Origin of the sequence: Pseudomonas sp. M30-35 (assembly GCF_002163625.1) — a bacterium.
Lineage (GTDB): Bacteria > Pseudomonadota > Gammaproteobacteria > Pseudomonadales > Pseudomonadaceae > Aquipseudomonas.
Genome location: NZ_CP020892.1, coordinates 3,537,683 through 3,555,908, shown reverse-complemented (window position 1 = coordinate 3,555,908; position 18,226 = coordinate 3,537,683). Strand labels below are relative to the sequence as shown.

General features: G+C 54.0%; 15 protein-coding genes. 12 read left to right on the top strand and 3 right to left on the bottom strand.

What is annotated here, in order from left to right; all coding sequences use genetic code 11:
* Nucleotides 1-10: 10 nt before the first annotated feature.
* From B9K09_RS16430 to B9K09_RS16410, 5 genes are all read left to right on the top strand, one after another.
* A complete protein-coding gene (locus B9K09_RS16430; protein WP_087517832.1) occupies nt 11-775 on the top strand; it encodes an amino acid ABC transporter ATP-binding protein in 765 nt (254 codons plus the stop codon).
* Nucleotides 776-885: 110 nt separating this feature from the next.
* Nucleotides 886-1,359: a nuclear transport factor 2 family protein gene (locus tag B9K09_RS16425; RefSeq protein WP_087517831.1), complete on the top strand. Its 474-nt coding sequence runs from the start codon at nt 886-888 to the stop codon at nt 1,357-1,359.
* Nucleotides 1,360-1,511: 152 nt separating this feature from the next.
* Entirely contained in the window at nt 1,512-2,222 is a 711-nt protein-coding gene (gene pcsA / locus B9K09_RS16420) for a phosphatidylcholine synthase (protein WP_087517830.1), read from the top strand.
* 3 nt (nt 2,223-2,225) lie between these two features.
* Complete coding sequence (locus tag B9K09_RS16415) at nt 2,226-2,528, top strand: GIY-YIG nuclease family protein (RefSeq protein ID WP_087517829.1); 303 nt, start codon at nt 2,226-2,228, stop codon at nt 2,526-2,528.
* Nucleotides 2,529-2,608: 80 nt separating this feature from the next.
* Nucleotides 2,609-3,544 (top strand): glutathione S-transferase family protein, encoded by a 936-nt coding sequence (locus B9K09_RS16410; protein WP_087517828.1) that lies wholly within the window; start codon nt 2,609-2,611, stop codon nt 3,542-3,544.
* Between the two features lie 216 nt (nt 3,545-3,760).
* Here B9K09_RS16410 and yejK read toward each other — a convergent pair whose 3' ends face one another.
* The gene (gene yejK / locus B9K09_RS16405; RefSeq protein WP_087517827.1) at nt 3,761-4,762 is read right to left on the bottom strand and encodes a nucleoid-associated protein YejK; all 1,002 of its coding nucleotides are present in this window, start codon (nt 4,760-4,762) and stop codon (nt 3,761-3,763) included.
* Nucleotides 4,763-4,989: 227 nt separating this feature from the next.
* Nucleotides 4,990-6,333, bottom strand: a complete 1,344-nt coding sequence (locus tag B9K09_RS16400; RefSeq protein WP_087517826.1) for a TAXI family TRAP transporter solute-binding subunit — start codon at nt 6,331-6,333, stop codon at nt 4,990-4,992.
* A 302-nt stretch (nt 6,334-6,635) separates the two neighbouring features.
* Here B9K09_RS16400 and B9K09_RS16395 point away from each other — a divergent pair, with 302 nt between their 5' ends.
* Nucleotides 6,636-6,923 carry an encapsulin-associated ferritin-like protein gene (locus tag B9K09_RS16395; RefSeq protein WP_087517825.1) on the top strand — a complete coding sequence of 96 codons (288 nt, stop codon included), beginning with the start codon at nt 6,636-6,638 and terminating at the stop codon, nt 6,921-6,923.
* A gap of 79 nt (nt 6,924-7,002) precedes the next feature.
* Here the strand turns inward: B9K09_RS16395 and yjeH are convergent, their stop codons facing one another.
* The gene (yjeH, locus tag B9K09_RS16390; protein WP_087517824.1) at nt 7,003-8,292 is read right to left on the bottom strand and encodes an L-methionine/branched-chain amino acid transporter; all 1,290 of its coding nucleotides are present in this window, start codon (nt 8,290-8,292) and stop codon (nt 7,003-7,005) included.
* Nucleotides 8,293-8,485: 193 nt separating this feature from the next.
* Here yjeH and B9K09_RS16385 point away from each other — a divergent pair, with 193 nt between their 5' ends.
* The 6 genes from B9K09_RS16385 to B9K09_RS16360 all read left to right on the top strand — a co-directional run bounded on the left by B9K09_RS16385 (nt 8,486) and on the right by B9K09_RS16360 (nt 18,221).
* Nucleotides 8,486-8,908, top strand: coding sequence for an Lrp/AsnC family transcriptional regulator (locus B9K09_RS16385; RefSeq protein ID WP_087519134.1), 423 nt, complete (start codon nt 8,486-8,488; stop codon nt 8,906-8,908).
* 2 nt (nt 8,909-8,910) lie between these two features.
* On the top strand, nt 8,911-10,125 hold the full coding sequence (gene sbcD / locus B9K09_RS16380) for an exonuclease subunit SbcD (protein WP_087517823.1): 1,215 nt from the start codon (nt 8,911-8,913) through the stop codon (nt 10,123-10,125).
* A gap of 328 nt (nt 10,126-10,453) precedes the next feature.
* Nucleotides 10,454-13,888 carry an AAA family ATPase gene (locus B9K09_RS16375; RefSeq protein ID WP_087517822.1) on the top strand — a complete coding sequence of 1,145 codons (3,435 nt, stop codon included), beginning with the start codon at nt 10,454-10,456 and terminating at the stop codon, nt 13,886-13,888.
* 397 nt (nt 13,889-14,285) lie between these two features.
* Nucleotides 14,286-15,698 (top strand): sodium/glutamate symporter, encoded by a 1,413-nt coding sequence (locus B9K09_RS16370; RefSeq protein ID WP_256574058.1) that lies wholly within the window; start codon nt 14,286-14,288, stop codon nt 15,696-15,698.
* The gene (locus B9K09_RS16365) at nt 15,695-17,323 is read left to right on the top strand and encodes an amidohydrolase (RefSeq protein WP_087517820.1); all 1,629 of its coding nucleotides are present in this window, start codon (nt 15,695-15,697) and stop codon (nt 17,321-17,323) included. The genes B9K09_RS16370 and B9K09_RS16365 overlap by 4 nt, the downstream gene beginning before the upstream one ends.
* On the top strand, nt 17,310-18,221 hold the full coding sequence (locus B9K09_RS16360; protein WP_087517819.1) for a GTP-binding protein: 912 nt from the start codon (nt 17,310-17,312) through the stop codon (nt 18,219-18,221). Before B9K09_RS16365 ends, B9K09_RS16360 begins: the two co-directional genes overlap by 14 nt.
* The last annotated feature ends 5 nt before the right edge of the window (nt 18,222-18,226 follow it).

Here is an 18,226-nt window from a genome sequence, read left to right as displayed (position 1 = left end):
AGCTAGTTAGATGAGTGAAGCAATTAAAAAGCCTGAAGCTGTGGAAAGCATGATCCAAATGCAGGGCGTACATAAATGGTACGGCCAATTCCATGTGCTCAAAGACATTAACCTCGACGTTAAATCAGGTGAGCGGATTGTCCTTTGTGGTCCTTCGGGCTCGGGTAAGTCGACGACGATTCGTTGTTTGAACCGTCTGGAGGAACACCAGCAAGGTCGTATCGTCGTTGATGGCACCGAGTTGACCCATGACCTCAAGCAGATTGAGGCGGTTCGTCGCGAAGTGGGTATGGTGTTCCAGCACTTCAACCTGTTTCCGCACCTGACCGTGTTGCAGAACTGCACGCTGGCACCGATGTGGGTTCGCAAGCTGCCTAAGCGTCAAGCAGAGGAAATCGCCATGCACTACTTGGAGCGTGTGCGCATTCCTGAGCAGGCGAATAAATTTCCAGGCCAGTTGTCAGGTGGTCAGCAGCAGCGTGTGGCCATTGCCCGTGCCTTGTGCATGAAGCCAAAAATCATGCTGTTTGACGAGCCAACCTCGGCACTTGATCCTGAGATGGTTAAAGAAGTACTCGACACCATGATCGGCCTCGCTGAAGACGGCATGACCATGCTCTGCGTGACCCATGAAATGGGGTTTGCACGGACTGTGGCCAACCGGGTGATTTTCATGGACAAGGGAGAGATTGTCGAAGAAGCTGAACCGAACAAGTTCTTCACCAATCCGGAGAACGAGCGCACTCAGCTGTTTCTCAGTCAGATCCTGCACTGATAATCCGTGCCTTGATAAGGGAGCCTTCTGGCTCCCTTTTTTATGGTTGTACGGTCGCTTGAATGCTTGCTTCACGTTAGTCTAATGAGAATCATGGAGAGAACTGTGCGATGAACCATGCCAACGGCCAATTAATTCAGCGCTTTTACAGTGCATTTCAACTGCTCGATGCCGAAACCATGGCGAGTTGTTATGCCACTGATGTGTGTTTTAGCGACCCAGTGTTTCCTGACCTGCGTGGTGAGGATGCCGCCGATATGTGGCGCATGCTTACCCGTCGCGCCAAAGACTTCAGCCTGACCTTTGATAATATTCAGGCCGACGAACAGCAAGGGAGTGCGCAGTGGGTGGCAACCTATGTGTTTAGCCAGACGGGTAACACCGTGGTTAATCGTATTGATGCAAATTTTAAGTTTGCTGATGGCAAAATAATCGAGCACCGCGATCAGTTTGATCTTTGGTCCTGGGCTTCACAGGCGCTTGGGTTCAAGGGGCGTCTACTGGGGTGGACGCCGCTGGTGCAAAATGCAATTCGCGGGCAAGCGGCGAAAGGCTTGGCGCAATTTCAAGCCACTCGCGAGTAATCAAGCAAGCTAAAGTATTATGAGCGCAGTGAGTGAAGTTGAACGTAACGGCCAACTTTTCTGTCTGATAGGTATTGGTCTTATATGACAGGCCTCCAAGTTGTGAGAAATTTATAGCCATGAGCAAAACCGCGCCACTGAGAGAACCGACCATGCAAGGATTGCTGCTGCGACTGGCTCAGGCTAAGGCTTGGGGTGTTCATGCAATGACCGCCAGTGGGGTGATTCTGGCGCTCTTGGCTCTGCTGGCGGTGCTTGATGGCAATCCGCGAGCGTCGTTGCTGTGGTTGGGCTTGGCGTTGTTGGTTGACGGGCTCGACGGTACTTTGGCACGTAAGTACGACGTTAAGACCGTGCTACCGCAATTTGATGGCACCACGCTCGATCTGGTCGTCGATTACCTGACGTATGTGTTTATCCCGGCGATTTTTATCTACCGCTTTGTGCCACTGCCTGAATACACCGCTTTGCTGGTTGTCGGTTTGATCTTGTTGTCGTCGCTGTTCTGTTTTTGCAACGTCAACATGAAAAGCCAGGACAACTACTTTGTCGGCTTTCCGGCGGCGTGGAATGTAGTCATCGTTTATCTGTATCTGCTCGATATCTCACCTTGGATGAGTGTTGCCTGCATCGTTGTGCTTTCGGCGTTGACCCTGAGCACTATGAAGTTCTTGCACCCGTTCCGGGTGAAAGAGTTTATGCCAGTCAACATCACCATGACCCTTATCTGGATGCTCTGCTGTTTGCTGCTGATCCTCCAGTATCCGCAGGCGCCAGTATGGTTGATGGCGTTGTGGGCGGTGTCCTCGGTTTACTTTGTGGCGGTCTGTGTGTGGCGCACATTGCGTGAATGGCTGCGCTGATAGATGACTGAAGTGCTTGATAAAACCTGGTCGGTGTATCTGGTCAGGGCGGAGAACGGCGCCTTGTATTGTGGTATCAGTGATGATCCGCTGCGCCGTTTTGCCAAGCACCAAAGTGGTAAAGGTGCGCGTTTTTTCTTCTCCAGCCCGGCGCAAGCCTTGGTCTACACCGAAGCCTGTGCCGACAAGGGCGATGCATTGCGCCGCGAACGGGCGATCAAAAAGCTCAGCAAAGCGGCCAAAGAGATACTGGTGAAAAGCTTCAAGACCGATATCGCTGCGGCTAATACTGCGCTATCAACTTAGTCCAGTCGTTTCCTAGGCGTTATGCGGTTGCGGTTTCTGCGCGTAAGCTAGTGATCTATTAATAATTAACGGAGACCGCCATGCACGAGTTGATTTTGCACCACTACCCAACATCGCCATTCGCTGAAAAAGCGCGTTTGATGCTGGGCTTTAAGCAGCTCTCTTGGCGCTCGGTAATGATCCCTCCGATCATGCCAAAACCGGATCTAACCGCACTGACCGGCGGTTACCGCAAAACTCCAGTGTTGCAGATCGGTGCTGATATTTATTGCGACACGGCACTGATCGCACGCCGTCTTGAAGCTGAAAAGGCCACCCCTGCGTTATTTCCCCTGGGCTCGGAGTTTACCGTCACCAGCTTTGCACAATGGGCTGACTCAGTGGTGTTTCTGCATGCGGTTAGCTTGGTGTTTCAGCCTGAGTCGATCGCCGCGCGCTTCGGCAAACTTCCGCCAGAGTTTCTCAAGGCATTTGTGGCTGACCGCTCAACCTTGTTTGATGGCGGTTTACTCACGCGTTTACCGGCAGAGCAGGCGGCGCATCAGTGGCCAGTACTGATGCAGCGTTTACAGCAGCAGCTTGAGAGTAGCGAAGGTGACTTTCTGTTTGGCGAGGCCTCTATTGCTGACTTCTCGCTGGCGCATGCACTGTGGTTCTTGCGTGGCACGCCGGTTACCTCACCGCTGGTTGATGAGTACCCAGCGGTAGCTGCATGGCTGGGCCGTGTACTGGGCATGGGGCATGGCTCGCTCAGCGAAATGAATGGCGAAGACGCGCTCAGCATTGCCCGTGATGCAACGCCCGCCGTACTGCCGGATGAAAAGTTTGTAGACCCAAACGGCTTTAAGCCAGGCCAGCAAGTGAGCATCAGCGCAGTTGATTACGGTGTTGATCCTGTAGAAGGCGAACTGCTGTTCTGCGGAAGTGAAGAGCTGATCCTGCGCCGTGAAGATCCGCGCGCTGGCACCGTACACGTTCACTTTCCACGCCTGGGCTTCAAGATCAGCGCTGCTTGACGCGGTGGTGGACAAGCTTCGCGTTGTCGCACCCTACCTAGAGCGGACGGCGGTTTAGCGTCCGCCGCCTACAACTAAATCCCCGGGTAGTCCGCCACTGCGGTAAGTAGGGTGGATAACGCTTTTTTATCCACCACCTTTGCGGTCGCAAACAGCGCGAGCCGTTTGGGTATTTTGGTATTGCACCGTGGTGGACAAGCTTCGCGTTGTCGCACCCTACCGGCGCTTGAGTTGATCGGTTAACTGAGTCGGAAGGTTGCGGATGATCAGCGTGTCCTGCTCCTCGTTATATTCAACCTTCGAGCCCAACAGGTGTGCTTCAAAGCTGATCGACAATCCTTCCGCACGCCCGGTAAAACGACGGAATTGGCTGAGCGTGCGTTTGTCTGCCGGAATCTCTGGTGACAAGCCGTAATCTTTATTGCGGATATGATCGTAGAAGGCTTTTGGCCGTTCTTCATCGATTAAACCTGACAGCGCCTCAAGCGTCATCGGTTCGCCAATCTTGGCTTGGCTGGTGGCGTAATCAACCAGCGTATCGGTTTTGGCGCGAGCGGTATCCTCTGACAGGTCTTCGCTTTCTACGAAGTCGCTGAATGCTTTAAGCAATGTGCGTGTTTCGCTTGGCGAATCGACCCCTTCCTGGCAGCCAATAAAATCGCGGAAGTACTCAGAAACCTTCTTGCCGTTCTTGCCCTTGATAAACGAAATGTACTGCTTGGAGTTGGCGTTGTTGCGCCACTCCGAGATGTTAATCCGCGCGGCCAGGTGCAGCTGACCCAAATCCAGGTGCTTGGCTGGAGTGACATCCAGCGCATCATTCACCGCGACGCCTTCGCTGTGGTGGAGCAGGGCGATGGCCAGATAATCGGTCATGCCCTGTTGGTAGTGAGCGAACAACACGTGACCGCCAACTGACAGGTTTGATTCTTCCATCAGCTTTTGCAGATGCTCAACCGCCTTGCGGGTAAACCCGGTGAAGTCTTGGCTGTCGTCAAGGTATTCCTTGAGCCAGCCACTGAACGGAAATGCGCCGGACTCTGCATGAAAGAAGCCCCAGGCTTTGCCTTGCTTGGCGTTATAGCTGTCGTTGAGGTCGGCCAGCATATTCTCGATAGCCTGCGAGGCGCCGAGTTCGGTTTCACGGGCGTGGAGAATAGCGGGTGTGCCATCTGGTTTTTTGTCGATCAGATGAACGATGCTGTGGCGGATCGGCATGGTGACTCTCTTGAAAATCAAAAACAGGTAGCGGGGCCGCGACATTTGCCAGCAGCCCCCGCGAATGGCATCAGGAAACCTCTGAAAAACTACTGCGCTAGGTATTACTGCGTTAAAAAACTGCTCAAAATGCTCATTTAGGACAACTAAACTGCGCTTTTTCGCATCTTTTCGTCTTGTACTCCCGTCGCTCGCTACCTTTTTCAGAGGTTCCTTAGTTTACCTGATTAACTGGTGGACTCCTCGCTCTGTTGACGACGCTTTTGCAGGATTTGCAGGCGTTCGATCACATAGCGCAGGTGTACGTGCAGGTCGTACAGCTCGTTGGAGTAGGACAGCGGGACTTCAACGCTGGCCAATTCGTCCTGCAGTTGATCAAGGCGTTCAATTTCAGCGTCAAGATGTTCAGGCAAACTGCCTTTATCCAACTGCCGATCGATTTCACGGAGGTGTTTGTACCAGCGGTAAATCCGTGCCCGGATTCGCCAGCGGTAAAGTGGGCCAACCGCTTTGAACAATGGGAATAACACAACTATCAACGGAATCAGCAGGATGATGTAGCGGTCAGCCAGCGAGGCAACCCGGAACGGCAAATAGCGCTGCAGCAGTGGTAAACCGTTCTTGTAGTAATGATCCGCATCACTGGAGAGCTCGAAGGTCTGCGGTTCTGCACTCGGGAATGTACCGGCTTTATCGAGCAAGGTTCCGGTTCTCATGACTTCGCGGCTGGCTTCGAGAAACAACGCGACCAAACCAGGATTGAAGTCATCATTGACCACCAGCGTCGCAACTGGTGAGAGTGTTACGACTTCACGTGATGGCGCATTATTGGCCAAGTTGAGCAGGCCTTCACCCACGGTCAGGCGGTTAAAGAAGGGCAGGCGCGCTTCATAAGCATCAGCGCGGCGAAAGTTAGCGAGGGCAATATTTGAATCCGCCGCGAGCTTTTGCACGTTATCGTTTTCTGCCGGGCCAACTAGAAATACGGCATCCAGTTCATCATTAAGCAGTGCTTCTGCGGCTTTGCTACCGCTGATGTTTTGCCAGGTTTTCGGGTATTGCTCTGGTGTGATGGCGTTAGCTGTAAGGATCGCCTCGGTCGCCGCTTGCGTGCCGCTGCCCTGGCTGCCAAGCGCGAGGCGTAGAGGCAGCAAGTCAGCGATGCGATCAAGATTGATATCACTGCGATAAAACAACCAAAGTGGTTCATGGTAGACCGCGCCGAGCGTTTGCAATTGCTCACGTTGTTCAGGCGCAAGCTGGCGCTCCAGACCGCTTTGCACCAGGGCAATTTGCACGTCGGAGTCTTCATCCAGCAGCTTTTTGATGTTATCCCGTGAGCCGTTACTGGGCATTAACGTCAGTTCAAAGCCTTCTTTCGCCAGCTCTTCTTTTAGGCGCTCGGCAAATATCCGGTAGGCACCGCCTTCGGCTCCGGTCGCCATTGTCGCGCTAAGCGGTGGTGGTGGCGCGACAAAGTAAAACACTGAACCGATTAAAGCCGCCAATACCGGCACCACCCAGAGGTTGGCCAAGAGCATTATTTTCAGATCATTTAAAACGCGGCGCATGGGGCTTCCTTTTCTGAGGTCCGCCATAAGGATAGAGCCTAGCGGCGCTCAGGGCTAAGGAACCTTTGAAAAACTACACGTATTGCTGGGGCAGCCCTCGCTGGGGCAGCCCTTGCTGGGGCAACCCACACAGGGCTGCCGATGCTGCGAGTTTGCGTTGTCGGATATGGGAGGCCCAACATAAAAGCGCAAACTGCTCTAAGGTTAAATTGCGCAACGCTGTGCTTGCAGAGTTTCGGCAAGGGCAAGCCATAACGCAGCCAATGAACGCCGTGGATACGGTGCCTGATCTGGAGATGAATATGTCGAATGAAGGCTATCACGAGCCCATCGGCGAGTTGACTGATGAAACCCGCGATATGCACCGTGCGATTACTTCGCTGATGGAGGAATTCGAAGCGGTTGACTGGTACAACCAGCGGGTCGATGCCTGCAAGGATGATGAGCTCAGAGCTATCTTGATTCATAACCGAGACGAAGAAAAAGAGCATGCGGCCATGGTGCTCGAATGGATTCGTCGGCGTGATCCAGCGCTCGATAAACAGCTCAAGGAATACCTGTTCAGCGATAAACCCATCGCTCACAAGTAGTCAGGCTGTTTACCTGGGCGGCGCTTAGCCAAGACAGCCATTGTGCGATTCGCTAAGGCTGTCTTGGCTGCGCCTCACTTCAGAGTGCTTTGTGGCACAGGACCGCCTTGCTGTTTTGCATTGCTGCGCGCCGTCGGCTGTTTAGCTTGTCGATGATTATCAGTGCGCCGAACATGCCGAGTGCGTAACTTGCATCAATGCCCAGGCACACCAGCAAAACTGTGCACAGCACCGTGCTGAAGCCTGCGACCCAACGCCAGATGCCTTTGAGTAACAACCAGCCAGCGGCCATGCTCAGCAGATAGATAAGAATAAAGTTGCCGTTGGCGTAGCGGATCAACTGATCGATCGAAACAGACAGGCTCCACGCCAGCGTCGCGCAAACTGCGCAGATCAGTATCACTAAAAACAACGCACGACTGGGTACGCCGTGGCCATTGCGCTGGGCCAGGCTAGCCGGCAACTTTTGTTCGTCTGCCAGGCTCCAGATCAGTCGGGAAAAGCCTTGGATGTATACATTCATCGAGGCAAAACAGGCCAGATAGCCGATGATCGCACTGAGCCAGCGTGCTTTGTCTCCGGCAAGCAAATCAAGCATGCGCGGTAATGATGTGGCGTCGCTGTTAACGTCGCCGTAGGTATTAAAACTCAGCACCGCGACCGAACACGCCCAGTACACTAGCCCTGCCAGTAAAACCCCAAGTAACATGGCGATGGGGAAATCGCGTTGCGGGTTCTTGAATTCTTCACCCATGTGGGTAAATGCCTCGATGCCGACAAAGCACCAAAACATCACGCCAATTGCAGCTGGTATCAGGCTCAAGTCGCTGTTAAGCGGCAGCAGAGGTTGATTGTTGAGGGGTAGATCACCGGCCCACCAGATATAGCCAATGGTTGCGATAATGGCCAAGGCGATCAGGCTTTGAATCAACCCAGAAGCTTTCGCGGGACGTTGACCGAGCAGCAGAATCAGCCCAAGCGTGCCGAGTTGGACCATTAACAATTGGCTGCTATTGAGGTCGAACAACGCCTGCCAAAATCCGCTGGCGATATTGAGCGCTGCAGGCAACCCAACGGGCAGCACTGCTACAAAAAACAGTAAAGCGCTGACGCGTTCCATGCGCACACCGAACGCGCGGCCAATCAAATGTGGCGCACCGCCTGCATGGGGGAAGTGACGCCCGAGTTGGGCGAAGGTGAAGGCGATGGGCAACACCAGCACGATCAATATCAACCAGCCCCACAGTGATGCCTGACCGGCACTGGTTGCGGCCAGTGCGGGAATAATAAATATTCCAGTTCCAAGCAGCGAGGTACTGAGTAAACCGATACCTTGTAGCAAGCTTAGTTCTTGGTTTAGACGGCTCATGGGGTATGCTCTGAAAAAGTTTAATGGCGACACATCCGGCGCTGGCGCAGCACGGTAAAACCTGCGCTTTAGAGCCCGTTGAAGTTGCCTCAATAATAAATCGGCTGAATGAGTTAGGGTTCGGTCGAAGTGGCGTTAGTGACCGTCAAAGTGGCGGAAGTAGTCGTCAACTTGTTTGCCTGGGATGTTTGAAGTGGACAAATTTGATCAACAGATCATCTCGCTGTTGCGCGGTGATGCGCGCTTATCGGTTAGCCAGATAGCGCGTGAGATAAACCTTTCGCGCTCAGCGGTGGGTGAACGTATTCGCCAACTCGAAAACAATGGCACGATTCTCGGTTATCACGCGCATATGGCCGAATCAGGTGCGGTGGTGGTCAAGGCCTATCTTGAATTGTTTTACAGCGGTGGGCGCTGCGAGAACTACGTGGAGCGTATGCGAACATTTAGTGAAGTTCGCCGCTGCAGTGGTATCAGTGGAGAGACCGACATGCTGGTCTATATTGAAGCGCCGAGCATGCAACGATTCAGCGAAATACGCGGTGAAATCGAAAATTATCCGGGGATGCAAAAAGTTAAAACCCACGTAATTGTCAAAGACTGGGTGCTCAGCTAACCATGCGCATTTTGCACACATCCGACTGGCACCTTGGCCAGCACTTTATGGGTAAGACCCGCCAGTTTGAACATCAGCAGTTTTGCAGTTGGGTGATTGAACAAGTGCTGGAGCATCAGGTCGATGCGCTAATTATTGCCGGGGACATATTCGACACCGGGGCGCCGCCGAGTTACGCACGTGAGCAATACAATCGCTTTATCGTCGAGTTGCGCAGCGCCCGCTGTGAGCTGGTGGTGCTGGGTGGCAACCACGATTCGGTGGCAATGCTGGGTGAAAGCAAGACCTTGCTTGAGCAGCTCGATACACGGGTAATTCCCGGTGTGTGCGCAAACATCGCCGATCAACTGCTGGTACTCAATCAGCGTGACGGAACCCCAGGCGCGTTGCTTTGTGGTATTCCGTTTATCCGCCCGCGTGATGTGCTGCAAAGCCAGGCGGGGCAGAGTGCCTCTGAAAAGCAGTTGTCGCTGCAACAGGCGATCGCCGCGCATTACCAAACGCTGTTTGATTTGGCTCAAGCCAAGCAGGCTGAGCTGGGCGGTCACTTACCGATTATTGCCACAGGCCACCTGACTACAGTGGGCGCTAGCGCCAGTGAATCGGTGCGGGAAATTTATGTGGGTGCGCTGGAGGCATTTCCAACCAATGCGTTTCCAGCGGCAGACTACATCGCGCTCGGGCACATCCATCGTCCGCAGAAGGTCGCTGGGCTTGAGCATATTCGCTATTGCGGTTCTCCAATTGCGCTGAGCTTCGATGAAGCTCGTCAACAAAAGGAAGTCCTGCTGGTTGAGTTGAATGCTAACGGCTTGCAGCAAGTGACGGCACTCGCGGTTCCACGTGTGCAACCGCTGTTATCGCTACGCGGCTCGCTCAAAGAGTTGCAAGCGGCAATTACCGAAGCCGCCAAACAAGGCTCGAGTGAGCGGCCCGTATGGCTGGAAATTCAGGTCAGCACCGATGATTACCTAAGCGACCTGCAAATGCGGATTGGCGCAATGTGTGAGGACTTGCCCGTTGAAGTACTGCGCATCCGTCGTGAGCGTGGTACGGCATCTGCCAGCTTATTCAGCGAGTCAAATGAGACCCTCGATGAACTCAGCCCCGAACAAGTCTTTGCCCAACGCCTGAGCACCGAAACACTGGATAAGACCGAGCAAGTGAGACTGTCTGCGCTATATCGACAGACGCTTGAAGAGTTGCAGGGAGAATAGAACGGCTGGTTGCAACAGGGGACTGCAATAATAACCTGCTAGCCTTTTATCACTCGTAGCGAGCAGTCCAGCCTAGCAACTCTAGTTCGTTGCAGAGCGATATAAACCTTGCCCAATGGTGGACGGAAAAGCGCCGTCCACCCTACTCATCACCTTTCGCTTACGTAGGGTGCGACAACGCGAAGCTTGTCCACCATGGTTCAAACAATGATTCGCCAAATCGGTGGCATATCAATACGCGAATAACCTGTGGATCCTGCTGACTAACCCCTGCAAGCCACACTTGAACATGCCAGAATAGCCGTTCATCACCGCCAGTGACCCCTGCATGAAAATCCTCAGCCTGCGTCTTAAGAACCTTAACTCACTCAAGGGCGAGTGGAAGGTCGACTTCACTGCTGAGCCTTTCAGGGACAACGGGTTATTCGCCATTACCGGGCCAACCGGTGCCGGTAAAACCACTTTGCTCGATGCTATCTGCTTGGCGCTCTATCACCGCACGCCGCGGATGAATACGGTGTCTGCCAGCAGTAATGAGTTGATGACCCGGCACACTGCGGAGTGTTTGGCTGAAGTCGAATTTGAAGTGAAAGGTGTGGGGTACCGGGCGTTCTGGAGCCAGCGCCGCTCTCGCGATAAGGTCGACGGTGCGTTGCAGGCTCCGAAGGTTGAGCTGGCTGAAATGGCTGGCGGGCAAATCGTCACCGATAAAATCAATGAGAAGCTACGCGAAACCGAACGCCTCACGGGGCTCGATTTTGAACGTTTTACCAAGTCGATGTTGCTGGCTCAGGGTGGCTTCGCCGCCTTTCTTGAGGCTAACGCTAATCAGCGCGCGGAGTTGCTTGAAGAACTCACCGGCACCGATATTTACGGGCAGATTTCGCAGCGGGTGTTTGAGCAAACCCGTGAAGTGAAGGCGGCACTTGATCAACTGCGGGCTAAGGCCGAAGGCGTTGAGTTGCTCAGCCCAGAGCAGCGCGTAGAGCTGGCCGAGGAAGTTGCACGGTTGACCCTTGATGAGCAGCGCTTGGTGGCTGAGCAAAACGCCTTGCAGGCTCAGCAGCAATGGCGCGACGCTAAGATCAATGCGCAAGCGCAGCAGCAGCGTGCGAAGCAGCAAGCTGGCGCCGCGCAACAAGCGCTGATCGATGCTCAACCACAGCTACAGCGACTAACCGCCAGCGAGCCGGCGAGTCAGTTACAGCCGCTTTACCAGGCGCAGCAACAAATTATTCAACGACTGCACGCCAGCCAACAACTTGCTCAGCAATTACGCCAACAACACGATGCTGTGTTGCTCTCGATTTGTCAGCACGCCTGGCAAGGTCAGCAGTTGAGTCAACAGGTGTTGAATACTCAGCAGCAGACGCTGGCAACGCTGCAACAGCGTGCTGATCAGGTTGCTCAGCGCATAGCGGCGCAGCCACAGCGTGCGCAGTTGGGCGAGTACCTGAATGCTTGGCAGCAGCAATTTGCTGCATTGCAACAAAGCCAGCAAGAGCAGGGCTTAGAGCAAACCAAGCAACTGCAAATTGGTCAGCAACTGAGTCAGCTAAGCGGCGACCTGACGCAGCAGCAGGCTGCGCTAAGCACTGCCCAAACCACGCTAGCGCAGGCTGAGCAAGCCGCCAAGCAGGCGCAACAACAACTCGAAATTCTTTTAGCCGGACAGACAGATGTCGAGTTGCGTGAGCAGTCGCAGCAACTGACTGATCGTGCTCGACAACTTGAGCACCTCGAGGCGTTGGCAAACCTGCGTCAGCAACATGTTGAGCAACACAGCCAAGCGCAAACTCAGCTTGCTGCTCAGCAACGTGAGCTAGCTGAGCTAAGCCAGCAGCGTGATGCTCTGCGCAGCCAGTTTGTTGCTCTCAAACAACAGATTAGTGATAAGCAAAAGCTGCTTGAGCAAGAGCAGCGTATCCAACAATTGGAACACTATCGTGCGGCGCTGCAGCCCGATGAAGCTTGCCCGTTATGCGGCTCGCTTACCCATCCGGCGATCGCTGAGTATCAGGCGTTGAACCTCTCTGAAACCGAACAAGCACTGCACTCAAAGCAACTTGAGCAAGATGCTGTGCGCAGTCAAGGTGAAGCGCTAAGTGCCAGGCTGGAAGTGACCAAGGCGCAAATCGAGCAAAACCAAGCGCAAATTGGCGTGGCTGAACAAGCCATTGCCGATTGCGATCTGCGTTGGCAGCAAGGCTGCGAACTGCTTGGCCAGACACTTAGCGATGCAAAAGAGGTGATTGCCGCGCAACAGCTAAATAGCCAGCATGTGATGCAGCAACAGCAACGCTTGGTTCAGCTCGATCAGCTCAAGCAAGCTGCGCAACAGAGTGCTCAGCAACAGATGCAGGCGGAGCGTGAGGCAAATCAATGCACCTCACAGGTACAGGCGCTGCTGACCCAGCAAACCCATCAGCAGCAACGTCAGCAAGACAGCGTTATCGCGCTGCAAAAGCTTGAGTCCGACCATGCAAACCGTTTGGCCGATCTGCGCAGCAGTTTGCAAGCCTTAGGCTACACCCTGCCTGACGACCCACAACGCTGGCTGCAGGAGCAACAGCAGGCTTGGCAAGATTGGCGTGCTGATCAAGAGCTGAGTCAGCAGCTCAGTAGTCAGATCAAGGAGCAGCAGCATCGGGTCCAGCAGGCGCAAGAACAGGCGCAGAATTGGCAACAACGCTGGGCCGAGCAAGGCGAAGATGATCGTGCAGAGTTATCTCCAGTTGCTCAACCGCAAGCGCAACTGCAAAGCTTGCAGAGTGCTTGGCAACCCGCTCAGCAGCAGCGCGATCAGTTACAGGGGCAATTGCAAACCGTACTCAAGCGAATTGAGGACGAGCAGCAGGAGCAGTTGCAGCAGACGCAAGCTTGGCAAACCGCGCTGACGGCCAGCCCGTTTAGTGACGAAACTGAGTTTTTAGCGGCTCTACTGGACGATGAACAGCGTCAAGGTTTGCGCGAGTTATTGCAGCGTCTAACCCACGACATTACCGCTGCGCAAGCGTTGGAGCAGGATTGTGAACAGCGCTTAAACGCGCTGCAAGCCACTGAACAAGCAGCACTGTTTAACGAGGTCGACGATGAGCAGTTATTGGTTAATCTGCAAACACTCAGCGGCGAACTTAAAACCTTGACCGAACGCCGGGGCGAGATACGCGCTCAGATTCAAGGTGATGATGCGCGCCGTGAAAGTCAGCAAGGGCTGTTTGCGCAGATTGCCACGCAGCAAAGTGATTACGATTTATGGCAACAACTCAACAGTTTGATCGGCTCGGCTGATGGCGCAAAATTCCGCAAGTTCGCACAAGGCCTGACGCTTGACCACTTGGTCTATCTGGCCAACCAGCAACTCGAACGCCTGCATGGCCGCTATCAGTTAGGGCGCAAAACTCAGGGTGAGTTGGAGCTTGAGGTGATTGATACCTGGCAGGCCGATGTTGCACGCGACACCAAGACGTTGTCCGGAGGTGAGAGCTTCCTGGTCAGTTTGGCGCTGGCGTTGGCGCTGTCTGATCTGGTCAGCCACAAAACCAGTATCGACTCACTGTTTCTCGATGAAGGTTTCGGCACCCTTGACGGTGAGACGCTGGAAGTGGCGCTTGATGCACTGGACAGCCTGAACGCCAGCGGCAAGATGATTGGTGTCATCAGCCACGTCGAAGCGCTGAAGGAGCGCATTCCTGTGCAGCTAAAAGTGCATAAAGGCATCGGCATGGGCTACAGCGGTTTGGATAAGCGTTTCGCCGTGTGAAGCTGAAGTGGTTTCCAAATATCATCACGCCGTTTTCGGTATCACACCTTCTTTCCCCGTGATCCGGCTTGCTAGAGCGTGCCTGTTATAGGCCTGTGGCGCTTATTTTTCTGCTTTATATCTAAACCCTGGGCTGATTGCGCTTGATAAGGCAGATCATTATCGATGCCTGATAAGTATCAATAATTGCCTAATTGATATTATACAAATCATCATCAGAGTTTTAAGTTTGCTTTGCTGTCGTGATTTTGAAGCCTGCTCGCCGCTCCGCAGGCAGTCGCTAACCGATGGTTTCAAGTGACAGTGAAATAGAACAACAAGTGAGCCACGACTCACAAAAAACTCGCAATAACGTCTATCTGCCATTCCAAGAATAAGCATATGTAGAGGACTGACAATGGAAAGTACATTCCACGGAGTAATGGCTTTTGCCTTGCTCGCCAGCATGTTGCTGCTGGGTAGTGTCTTGCGTAATCGAATCGGTTTGCTCCGTAGCTCGCTGGCGCCAGCAAGCATTATTGGCGGCGTAGTTGGATTCATCTTGCTCTCTCTGGGTTTAATTCCCGGGTTTGAGGCGGATGATTTCCAAGCGCTGACATTTCACTTCTTCACCCTTAGTTTCATGTCCCTTTGCCTCACCGGTAAGAGCAAAAATGCCTCGCTTTCCGGAGGCAGCGTGGTGCGTGGCGGGCTTTGGCTGACGTTTATCTGGACCATCAGTCTTGGCCTGCAAGGGGTTATCGGCTATTTGGTGATAGTCGCTTATGACGCTGTAACCGGCGCAGATGTCAGTGCTTGGTTGGGCGCGATTGTGACCCATGGTTTTACTCAAGGACCGGGACAAGCGCTGACGTATGGCGGTATCTGGGAAGGTCAGTATGGCGTTGAGAACGCTGCTCAGGTCGGCATGATTTACGCATCACTGGGTTTTTTGGTGGCCTTTGTTATCGGTGTGCCAGTGGCGAAGAAATTTATTCGCAGTGGCCGTAATGCCAATAAGGCATCAAACATCGGCGACGACTTCAAGTCAGGCTTCTACCGCGCTGAGACTGCGCCAAGTAGCGGGAAAATGGTTTCTCATCCGGCGAATCTCGATTCACTGGGTTATCACCTTGGGTTACTTGGGGTTGCATACCTAATTACCTACTTATGGCTGAACTTTATCCAGGCACAAGTTGAAGGCTTAACTCTCGGCGGTATCAACCTTTCAGTGCTGTTTAGCTTCAACATGTTTTTTGTCCATGGTTTGGCGGTTTGCGTCTTGATGCGTCTTTGCATTGATCGCCTGGGCCTGTCGCATCGTGTGGATGATGAAACCCTCAAGCGAATCACCGGCTCGTCCGTGGATTTTATGGTGGTCGGCACCTTGATGAGCATTCAGTTCACCGTGCTTTATGACCTGTTGACGCCAATCATTTTGGTTACGCTGGCGGTGACTATCGCCACGCTGATTGGCTGTTTGCTACTCGGCAGGTTGAGCGGGGTCCTGGGTAGGGAACGGGCGCTCACGGCATTTGGTTGCTGTTGTGGCTCCACCGGTACCGGCTTGCTGCTATTGCGCATGATGGATGCTGATTTCAGCACCTCGGTGCCCAAGGAGTTGGCCTTCTTTAACTTGGCCATCATCGTCACCAACTTCCACATACTGTTCTTCTTTGCTCCGCTGGTGCCCTCACTTGGCAGCTGGACTTACTTCCTGGTCTTTGGCGGTACGGCGCTTATCTTCCTCGCGGCCATTCCGTTGTTAATGCTGCGCCGCCCGCAACTCTCAACCATGCCTCCGTTACAGGGTAAGGAGTCCCACTCATGAGCATTACCGTCTACGCCGCCAAACGCATTCTGACCATGAACCCGTCGCAGCCCGAGGCCACTCATATAGCGGTGCGCGATGGTCGGGTTCTGAGCGTCGGCCCGCTGGCAACGATGGATGAGTTGGGCGAGTACACTCTTGATCAACGCTTTGCCGAGAATATTATTCTGCCGGGCTTTGTTGAGGGGCATAGCCATGCCCTTGAAGGTGCGATGTGGAGTTACCTTTATCTGGGTTACTTTGATCGGATTGACCCAGATGGTTTGAATTGGCCGGGTGCCAACAGCATTGCGGCGATGCAAGACCGCCTGCGTGAGGGCGCAGCGCTGCTCCCCGCTGGTGAGCCACTGATTGCGTGGGGCTTTGATCCTGTTTATTTCGAGGGCGATCGACTGGACCGTCGAGTGTTGGATGCCGCGGTCAGTGATCGCCCGGTGATCGTCATGCATGCGAGCTTGCATGTGATGTCGGTAAACACGCAGATGCTCGAATTATCCAACCTCCAGCAGCATTCTGGCGTTGAAGGCATCATGCTTGATGCCACCGGCCAGCCCAACGGCGAGTTACAGGAAATGGCAGCCATGCACGCCGTTTTTGAAACGCTGGGGCTTAACCTGTTTGAAGCTGTATCGGCACCTCACACATTGCAACGCTATGGCAAGGTCGCGCGCAATGTTGGGGTCACTACCATCACCGATCTCTACAATCCGCTGACTGATGAAGGCATAGCAGCGTTGCAGGAAGTGACGTCGGCAGATGACTTCCCGGTGCGCTTGGTGCCCGCGATGAGTGCTCTGGCCTGGACGCCGGAGCAAGGTGTAGAGCGATTACATCGCTGCATTGAGTTGAACAGCGACAAGCTGCATTTTGGCTTGGTCAAAATGATGACAGACGGCTCTATTCAGGGCTATACAGCACGTATGAAGTGGCCGTATTACCACGATGGCCATCCAAATGGTATTTGGAATGCGCCCCCCGAAGCGCTGCGCAAAATGGTTCAGGTTTACCATCAGGCGGGTCTGCAATTGCACATTCACACCAACGGCGATGAGGCGGTTGAGTTGATGCTGGATGCGGTTGAGGAAGCCTTGGATATGTGGCCTCGTGCTGATCACCGGCACACGTTGCAGCACTGTCAGGTGATAGATCACGCACAGCTGCGACGCACCGCTAAACTCGGCCTTTGTTTGAACATGTTCGCTAATCACCTCTATTACTGGGGCGACATACACCGTAGCCGCACGCTGGGGTTTGAACGCAGCCGTAGGCTTGAACCCTTGGCGTCAGCGCGGCGCTTGGGGATTCCGACGGCGGTGCACAGCGATGCACCTGTGACACCTTTGGGGCCGTTGTTCACGGCTTGGTGCGCAGTGATGCGTGAAAGTGCTTCGGGTGAAGTACTCGGTGAGCATGAGCGCGTCACCGTTAGCGAGGCACTTGAAATGATCACGCTCGGCGCAGCCTATACGCTGCGCCTTGATCATCAGGTCGGCAGTCTTGAAGTGGGTAAGTTCGCGGATATGGTCGTGCTTGATCAAGATCCGCTAACCGTCGAACCCGCTCAGTTGCGTCATATTGCTGTACTGGCGACGGTGCTTGGAGGCAAGGTCAATGCCGACACCTGAGCCTGTGCCGTTTACCGTGATCACCGGCTTTCTTGGCGCGGGCAAGACCACGTATCTGAATAATTTGATTCGTCAGGGCTTACCCGGTGACAGCTTGATCGTGGTCAACGACTTTGGCGATATCAATATTGACGCCGAGCTTATCGAGTACCGTGATGAGCAGATTCTGAGACTGGGCAATGGCTGCATTTGCTGCACGCTTGGCGGCACCCTAGCTGAGCAGCTGGCTCAGGCCATGCGCTTGGAACCGCGTCCTGCTGCAATCTATATTGAAGCAAGCGGTGTGGCGGAGCCGGCACGCATTGCTGATATCGCCAGAACTTCACGGCAGATGCAACTGGCCTCGGTGATCTGTCTGGTTGATGGCAGTCAAATCACTCGGCATGCCGGGGATCGCTACACAGCAGATGTCTGGCGGTCACAGATTGCCGGGGCGGATCAAATCGTTGTTAATCGTCTGCCACCGGCGAATTCTGAGGCATATGCCCAAGCATTGGAGCTGCTTGAACCTATCAATCCCGCTGCATGGCTTAACACCAATGGTGCGTCATGTGCGGCTGCGAACCGGCCCGCGGTACGATCTCTCACGCCTGTACCGGTTCAAAATCAAAGCCGTGACGCGGCGTGGGGCTCGGTCAGCCTGAGCTATCGCGGTGCAATCGATGGCGAGCGATTGGAGCAATTACTGCAGCAATATGCCGATGTTGTGCTGCGCGCCAAGGGCATCCTGGCGCGGACAGGGCAGCAGACGCCCCAGGTTTTTCAGTTGAGTGGTGGCGTGCCCCGCTGGTTACCCGCGCGGCGTGATCCGGCGGTAAATCAGCTGGTTTGCATCGGCATCAAAGGGCCACGCTTTGAAGCACTGGCATTCGAGTTGGCGCAATTTGAGTCTGCCTAGAGTGT

What these genes read in the sequence shown, in the direction of transcription:
- B9K09_RS16415 (WP_087517829.1), top strand. Translation starts at nt 2,226, where the DNA reads ATGACTGAAGTGCTTGATAAAACCTGGTCGGTGTATCTGGTCAGGGCG.
- B9K09_RS16400 (WP_087517826.1), bottom strand. Translation starts at nt 6,333, where the DNA reads ATGCGCCGCGTTTTAAATGATCTGAAAATAATGCTCTTGGCCAACCTC.
- B9K09_RS16360 (WP_087517819.1), top strand. Translation starts at nt 17,310, where the DNA reads ATGCCGACACCTGAGCCTGTGCCGTTTACCGTGATCACCGGCTTTCTT.
- B9K09_RS16410 (WP_087517828.1), top strand. Translation starts at nt 2,609, where the DNA reads ATGCACGAGTTGATTTTGCACCACTACCCAACATCGCCATTCGCTGAA.
- B9K09_RS16370 (WP_256574058.1), top strand. Translation starts at nt 14,286, where the DNA reads ATGGAAAGTACATTCCACGGAGTAATGGCTTTTGCCTTGCTCGCCAGC.
- B9K09_RS16365 (WP_087517820.1), top strand. Translation starts at nt 15,695, where the DNA reads ATGAGCATTACCGTCTACGCCGCCAAACGCATTCTGACCATGAACCCG.
- B9K09_RS16395 (WP_087517825.1), top strand. Translation starts at nt 6,636, where the DNA reads ATGTCGAATGAAGGCTATCACGAGCCCATCGGCGAGTTGACTGATGAA.
- yjeH (WP_087517824.1), bottom strand. Translation starts at nt 8,292, where the DNA reads ATGAGCCGTCTAAACCAAGAACTAAGCTTGCTACAAGGTATCGGTTTA.
- B9K09_RS16375 (WP_087517822.1), top strand. Translation starts at nt 10,454, where the DNA reads ATGAAAATCCTCAGCCTGCGTCTTAAGAACCTTAACTCACTCAAGGGC.
- pcsA (WP_087517830.1), top strand. Translation starts at nt 1,512, where the DNA reads ATGCAAGGATTGCTGCTGCGACTGGCTCAGGCTAAGGCTTGGGGTGTT.
- B9K09_RS16425 (WP_087517831.1), top strand. Translation starts at nt 886, where the DNA reads ATGAACCATGCCAACGGCCAATTAATTCAGCGCTTTTACAGTGCATTT.
- B9K09_RS16430 (WP_087517832.1), top strand. Translation starts at nt 11, where the DNA reads ATGAGTGAAGCAATTAAAAAGCCTGAAGCTGTGGAAAGCATGATCCAA.
- sbcD (WP_087517823.1), top strand. Translation starts at nt 8,911, where the DNA reads ATGCGCATTTTGCACACATCCGACTGGCACCTTGGCCAGCACTTTATG.
- yejK (WP_087517827.1), bottom strand. Translation starts at nt 4,762, where the DNA reads ATGCCGATCCGCCACAGCATCGTTCATCTGATCGACAAAAAACCAGAT.